Here is a 7,024-nt window from a genome sequence, read left to right on the forward strand (position 1 = left end):
TCCCGGCGACCCTTCCATGAGACGCGCCTCGGCGGACCTCGCCATCGACGAGGGGGCTCTGAAGGCGGACTCTCGGGGCCGAGGCCTCAAGGCCGAGACGCGCTGTGTCTTCACAATGGTAGTACTGCCCCACCGGGGCGAACATTTCCGCAGCTCCCGCAAAAATACAGAAATGATGAAGATGACATCATGAATGCAGCGGGGCCGCCTCGAGGATATCGAGGCCCCTGGATGGTCATGGCGGCGTCCGCGATCCCCGGCCGGTCGACGAGGTCGTCCTCGCGGGCGTGGCACCCCGGGGGGCGCGCCCACCACGCCTCGCCCGACGGATTCCTTCGGAGTGCCCTCTTCGGCGTCAGTGCCGTGATCGGGCGTCCTCTCGTCCCCGGAGGACGGTCTCCGCCTCCCGGAGCAGGACGACGGCCTGCGCCCACCTCTGCCAGCCGACCGATGCGGGGATCACCGCCATGGCCCGGTCCTTCGTCGCGCCCCCGAGCTCGGCGGCCCATTCCTCCACCCGTCGATACCACCTGCGACCCTCGTCGCTGCGGCCGAGCCGCGCGTGGCACATCGCCAGGAAGGCCCATGCCGGCCGGGATTCGTCGCTGGCGGGTGCGACCGCCTCCAGCGAGCGGATCGCTTCTTCGAACCGCCCGAGCCGGTAGAGGACGGCACCCCGGTGGAGGGCCTTCTCCGGCTGGTTCGGTGTGTCCCTACCCGCCACGTCGGACAGGTGGAGCAGGCGGGAGGCGTTCTCGATCGGGTCCGGGGCGAGGACGACGTTGCGGACCAGGTCGTTCGCGATCGGCGGCTCGTCCGTCGTCCCGAAGCGGTCGATCAGGTCGCGACAGAGGCGTCGCCACTCGCCAACATCCCCCGCCTGGAGGAGCACGAGGGCGTACTCGTAGGCCCGCCCCGGGGTCCCCGCCGGCCGGCGGGCATAGGACTGGGCCACTCCCCGCGCCGCCTCCTCCCGGCGCCCCACGCAGGCGTACAGGAGCGAGCGCTCGAACGCGAGCTCCTCGCTCGGGGGCGGGAGGGCCGCGAGGGAACTGAGGTGGAACTCCGCCGCCTGCCGCAACTCGGGCTCCCAGATCGCGACCTGGGCGTGGCCGAGGTGCCAGGCGAAGGCCCGCCCTTCGGCCCCCTCCCGCCGATCCGAGACCGTCTCTCCTTCCCCGCCGAACCAGGCCGTGACGCGCTTATCGTGGTTCGATGACGCGAGCATGCGACCGTCCCGGCTCCACGCCACTCGAGGATTGAAGCCGTCGTCGCCCCGACGCGGAGACGCCCCGCGGAGCGAGAGGAGGCGATGCCCCAGGGCGACGTGCCAGACCTGCACCTCCTCGCGATCGACCGCGGCGAGGCGACGGCCATCCGGGCTGAAGGCGAGCATCCCCATGGCGACGCCGGGGCCCGCGATCGGACGTTGGTGCAACGGCCGGCCGGTCGTCAGGTCGTGGATGACCACCCGGCCGTCGAGGGTGCCCGAGGCGAGCAGGCGGCCGTCAGGGCTGAAGGCCAGGGCGTGGATCGGATCCTCGCCGGCCGGCATGGACTGCCGCCCTTGCCCGGTGGAGACGTCGCACAGCGTGATGCGGACGGCCCCATCCTCCCCGTAATCGTCCAGGGCGACCCGCCCGCCGGTCGCGTCCAGCGCGGCCACCCCGTAGAGGCCGGCGAACCGCGATCTCGCGAGCCAGCCCGGCCGGAACTCGGCCAGGGCGGAGGCCCGCTCGACGTCCCAGACCTTGACCTCCCGGAGGCGGCCGGTCTGCTTCCAGTCGAGGCCGGAGGTCGCGAGTCGCCGACCGTCCCCGCTCCAGGCGACGTGATAGATCGGCTGCGCGGCCTGGAGCTGGGCCAGCTCCTTCTCCGATTCGGTGTCCCAGACCTGGACGACGTTCGGGGCCGACCGGGACACGGCCGCGAGTCGGCGTGCATCGGGGGCGAACGCCGCGACCGTCGCCGGCACCAGCCATTTGCCCATCACCGGGAAGGCCCGGAGCGGGCCGGACCTGGGGCCGCCGAGGGCGTCTTCCTCGCGGGAAATCCCGTCGTGACGGACCTCGAGCAGGCGTCGGCTGTCGTCGCTGAAGGAGAGCGCGAGCACGACCCGGGGCACGACGAGCGACCTGGTCGAGCGCGGGACCGGCGGCAGCCCTCGAGCCGTCCGGTACTCCGGGTGCTGCGTCAGGTCCCAGAGCTTCACATGACCGCCCTGGCGGTCGCACGAGGCCACCGACCGCCCCGTCGGGTGGAAGGCGACGGATTCCACCCCGTCCCCGTGGCCCCGGAAGGTCAGCTCCTCGGAGCCCGTCCGCGCGTCCCAGATGCGGACCGTGCGGTCGGCGGACGCGGTCGCGACGTGCATCCCGTCGGGGCAGAACGCGGACTCCGCGACCTCCCCGGTGTGGCCGGTCAGCGTGGCAAGGACGTGCCCCGATTCCAGGTCGACGATCCGGGCCTCGGCCCCGCCCCATAGGACCAGGTGACGGCCGTCATGGCTGACGTCGAAGCCGGCCGCGGAGATGCGGAGGTCCCGGAGCCGCCGGCCGTCGGTCGCGTCCCAGACGGTGATCCCGGATTCCGAGGGCAATTCCGACGGCCCGCCCGAGACGACCCGCCGTCCGTCGCCGACGAACTTCACCCGCCTGCCCACGAGGCGGAACAGGGGGCGGCCGTCTCGGGTGTCCCAGACCGTGACGCGCCCGTCCCGGTCGGCGGACGCCAGCCGGCCGCCGTCGGGGCTCAGCGACAGGTCCGTGATCATCGCCCCGTGACGCCCGAGCTCCCGCGACCCCTGTTCGCCCCGCGGCCTCCACAGCCGGACCGCCCCGTCCTTCAGCCCGAAGGCCACCAGGCCGCCGTCGCGGCTCGTCGCCAGGGCGGTCACGAATTCGGGGCCTTCGCGCAGGCTCGCGACGAGCCGCGGCTGCCGCCCCGACGTCCACGATCCCAGGTCCCACACGTTCAACCGGCCCTCGGCCTTCGGCCGGGCATAGAGCAGCCCTCCCCCCGCGACGAGATACCGCCCGTCGCCGCTCATCCGGACCCGAGACGCCTGCAACTCGCCCCCCTCGCCGAGGCCCAGCGTCGCCAGCTCGGCGCGGAGGAGGCTCTTCAGGTGATGCCACTCCCAGCCGCGACGGTCCGCCCCCCCCGGCTCGGGCTCGCATCGCTCCAGCAGCGTCATGGCGGCCGTCGGGTTGTTCCGCTGCCACTCCAATTGCGCCTGGGCGACCAGGCTCACGTAGCGATTCTCCTCCGCGAGCTCCCGCAGCACCGCGGCCCGCTCGGCGTTGCCCCGGGCGAGGCGGCGATCCCCCTCGGCCTGCCTCCTGAGCTCGCTCAGCACGGCCGCCCCGGCGACGCACAGGACGGCCATCGCGGCGGCCATGGCGACGATCAACGGCCTACGGCGACACCATCGCCAGGCCCGTCCCATCCCGCCGATCCTCCGGGCCCGGGTCGGCTTGCCGTGGAGGAAGCGATCCAGATCATCGGCCAGCTCCTCCGCACTCTGGTAGCGTCGCGAAGGGCCCTTCTCCAGGCACTTCAAGCAGATCGACGTGAGGTCCCTGGGGAGCCTCGGCTGGAGGCGGGAGGGCGAGACCGGCTCCTCGTGCAGCACCTGGAGGAGGGTCTTCATCGTGCTCTCCGCCTCGAACGGCGGGCGGCCGGTCAGCATCTCGTAGAGGATCGCCCCCAGCGAGTAGACGTCGACGGTCGCGGCGGCCTCGCCCTTCGGCTTCGCCCTGTGGGAGATGAGCATCGCCTGCTCGGGTGCGATGTAGCACGGCGTCCCCATCACGTCGCCGGTCCGGGTCAATCGGCTCGTCGAGTCGAGCAGCCGGGCCAGCCCGAAGTCGGCGATCTTCGGCACGCCGTAGGTCGCCGATGCGAGCCCCGAGGAGCCCGCGGGCCTGGGGCCCGCCGGGGATTCCGGCCGAGCGGCGGCCCGGGGGGACTCGCGCGAGTCCCGCGCAACGGGGCTCGCCCTGAGCGCCGACCCGGTCGCCCCCTCGCTCGCCTTGAGCAGGATGTTGGAAGGCTTCAGGTCGCGGTGGACGATCCCGTTCTCGTGGGCGACGTGGATGGCGCGGGCGAGGACCTCGACGAGCGCGGCGGCGGCGGCGGGCCCCTGAGGTTTGTGGCCGAGCCGTTCGCTCAGGGTCCCCCCCTCGACGAGCTCCAGGGCCATGTACGAAAGCCCCTGATACTCCCCGACCGCGAAGATCTGCACGACATTGGCGTGCTGGAGGCGCCCGACGGCCTCGGCCTCGACCCGAAAGCGGGCCAGCGCGGACTCGGAGGCCGTCGGCCCCGACGAGACCAGCTTCAGCGCCACCGGTCGATTGAGGCTGACCTGGCGGGCCCGGTAGACGACGCCCATCGCGCCGCGTCCCAGCACGTCCGTGATCTCGAAGTCCGGGATCCTGGGCCAGTCCCCCGAGGGGGGCCGATCCTCTCGCCGAGAGGCGGGCGGGGACGTCTCATCGGACGACATCCCCGTCCACCTCGCCCCGGGACGACGGGCCGCGGCGGGCCCGGCCGCGGGGGCGTCCCCCTCGGGCCGCGTCGTTGCCGGAGGATCCGCCGCGACGTTCGGCCCGGCTCCCCGGGCCTCCCCGCGTGGCGCCCCGGCCGGTTCCTCGTCGACGAGGGGGATCAGGTCCCTCGTGAGATCTTCCAGCACGCCCTGGCACGTTGGGCACATGTTGACATGCAGGGCCAGCTCTCGGGTGGCGGGCAGATCGGGGTCCTCGTTCAGGAAGCGCGCGAGATCGTCGAGAGATGGGCAAGTTCGCATGGTGAAGGGTGCCAGTTGCGCGTCGCCCTCCCGGGATCACACGCCCCGAGGAGCGCCGTCGAGCGGGCTCGATACGTGCGGCCTCCTCCGGGTGGGGGAACCACGGGACGGACGCGGCCTCTTGAGGACAGACTCACGAATTGGATGAAGAGCGACCCGAATCGTCGTCGGCCGAGGCATCACCTGCCTTCGAAGCGATCGCCCGATTCGATCGTGGCTACCGGATCAGACACGGACCCGAGGCGTCGCCGACTTCAATGTCGGCACCGTCCTCCGCTTCCAGCCGCTGTTGGGATCGTCCTTCGCCGATCCCCCGAACGCATCAGGACTCGGCGTCGTCCCCCCCGAGTTTCTTGACCTCGAGGGCCAGGAGTTTTCGGACCTTGTGTTTGTGCAAGAACACGAGCGATGCGGGCATGCCCAGCCGTTCTCCCGCCTCAGCCCCCTTCAGCCCTTCGAATGCCGTCAGGCGAAACGCCTCCCAGGTCGAGGCGGCGACGCGGGATCGGACTCGGACCATCGCCTCCTCGAGGACGCGCTCTCGAAAAGCGATGTCGATCCGATTCACGAGGTCATCCCGGGCTTCGAGATTCTTGAGGAACTCGAGGCAGACGGAATCCCCCCGCCCCCGATCGGGCCGCCGCTGGTGCTTCTCGAAATCGTGCCAGGCGTGATGCGTGATCGTCTTGAGCCAGGCTCGAAAACTCTTCTCCGGCTCGTAGCGGAAGTTCGCCATGACATGCGAGATCTTCAGCAAGACGAGCTGCGCCACATCCTCCGCATCGGCCTGCTGGGCTCCCCAGCGGCGGCACCAAGCGAATACCATCGGGCTATAGAGGGCGGCGAACTGATCCCAGGCGGATCGATCATAGGGCTGACACTGCAGTCGCCCGATCAGAGTTACACGTGTGGTGGGCTCAGAGGAGACGCGCACAGGCCTATCCACCTCCGCATAACGGCGACGGAGATCCTGGGTCGACATCGACGAAGTCTTCCCCGCGATGACGGATCATCGGCACGAATCAAGGCAACGTACCTGTCCGGAGTCTAGCTATCCGAATCGGCATCGGCAATCCGGCTGATGAGCGTGTTGAAAAAAAGTCCCCTGGCCGGGCTCGGACCGGGCATTGTTAGGCGTCCGATACCGCCTGTTGCCGGTTTTTTTGCAACAGAAGCGGTGGACCTGAGCGGTGGCCCGGCCGATCGTCACGAGCAGGGATGTGCCGCCCGGACTCCACTTGCGATCGATCTGGACGTATCATGCATCCTTCGCCTTCCAGTACCACGGCTTTCTTCTAATTTTCTCGGATTCCGTCCTCTAAGCGTGACGAAAGCGTGGCCGGCGTGAAGCAATGATTCCGAAATAATTAGTAGAAGAATGACTTGGGGAAAGTGTCCGGCATTCTGGGGGGGGGGCGGGCTTTTTTGTCTGAACGGAACGTCGATTTCCATCCCCCTTCCCCGCCCCGACGAGCGACCTCCCGTCCGGCCATCAGGTCGCGAATGCCGGGGAATCCAGTTCCGATCCGAAGCCCTTGATCGGAAAGATGACGGGCAGGAGCTCTCGCCCCGGCGAGCGTGGATGATCCGCCCGTTTCGGTGGTCACGTCCATCGCGGATTCCCGGGCTTCGCGCGGCTGGCTTCGGCGCCATTCTCCCCACGCCGTGGCGGGAAGTGGTTCGGAGCGGAGTCCGCTCTGGGGTTCCGGAGTTCTGTCCGTAAGTTCACGGTTTTTCGCGAAGCCCGACAAAAGTGGATGGACAATGTGGCGTTGAAGGGAAGTATGCACTCTTGATAAGCAGGCTGAGTGTCAGTAATTTGCTTCACGGATCTGCTTTGCCGGTGGGTCCGCACGAAAACCGTTGATTAACATCTCCGGGAAGACACCGGGCGGCTCATGCACTGGGGAGTGAGCAAGCGGGCCGGGTTCAGCGCTCATGTCGCCTTCCACGCGTTGACGGGCGCCAGGCGTCTTTCACCTGATAGCCGAGGTTGATCTTTCGAGTCTGCTTCCGCACCTCGATCCATGACGATTGATCGCGGCCCCGCCGCGGCGTGCGTCGGTGGCTCGAGTCAGCGTCGCGAGCACCGGAGAGCCGACAGGACGTCGAGGAGACGCGAGCCCGCGCCGGCCCGATCCCCGCGGATCGGGCTGCGCGCCGGGTGATCCGCGAGGAGAGGCATTCGAACATCGACGAGGGGCATGGACC

The 7,024-nt window shown here is 69.6% G+C and carries 2 protein-coding genes; both read right to left on the reverse strand.

What is annotated here, in order from left to right; translation table 11 throughout:
* Positions 1–355: 355 nt before the first annotated feature.
* Positions 356–4,510, reverse strand: coding sequence for a protein kinase domain-containing protein (locus tag G6O54_RS26140; protein ID WP_165229870.1), 4,155 nt, complete (start codon positions 4,508–4,510; stop codon positions 356–358).
* A gap of 625 nt (positions 4,511–5,135) precedes the next feature.
* Positions 5,136–5,795, reverse strand: a complete 660-nt coding sequence (locus G6O54_RS26145) for an RNA polymerase sigma factor (protein WP_165229873.1) — start codon at positions 5,793–5,795, stop codon at positions 5,136–5,138.
* Positions 5,796–7,024: the final 1,229 nt, after the last annotated feature.

The organism is Aquisphaera insulae, from assembly GCF_011064615.1.
Classification (GTDB): Bacteria; Planctomycetota; Planctomycetia; order Isosphaerales; family Isosphaeraceae; genus Aquisphaera; species Aquisphaera insulae.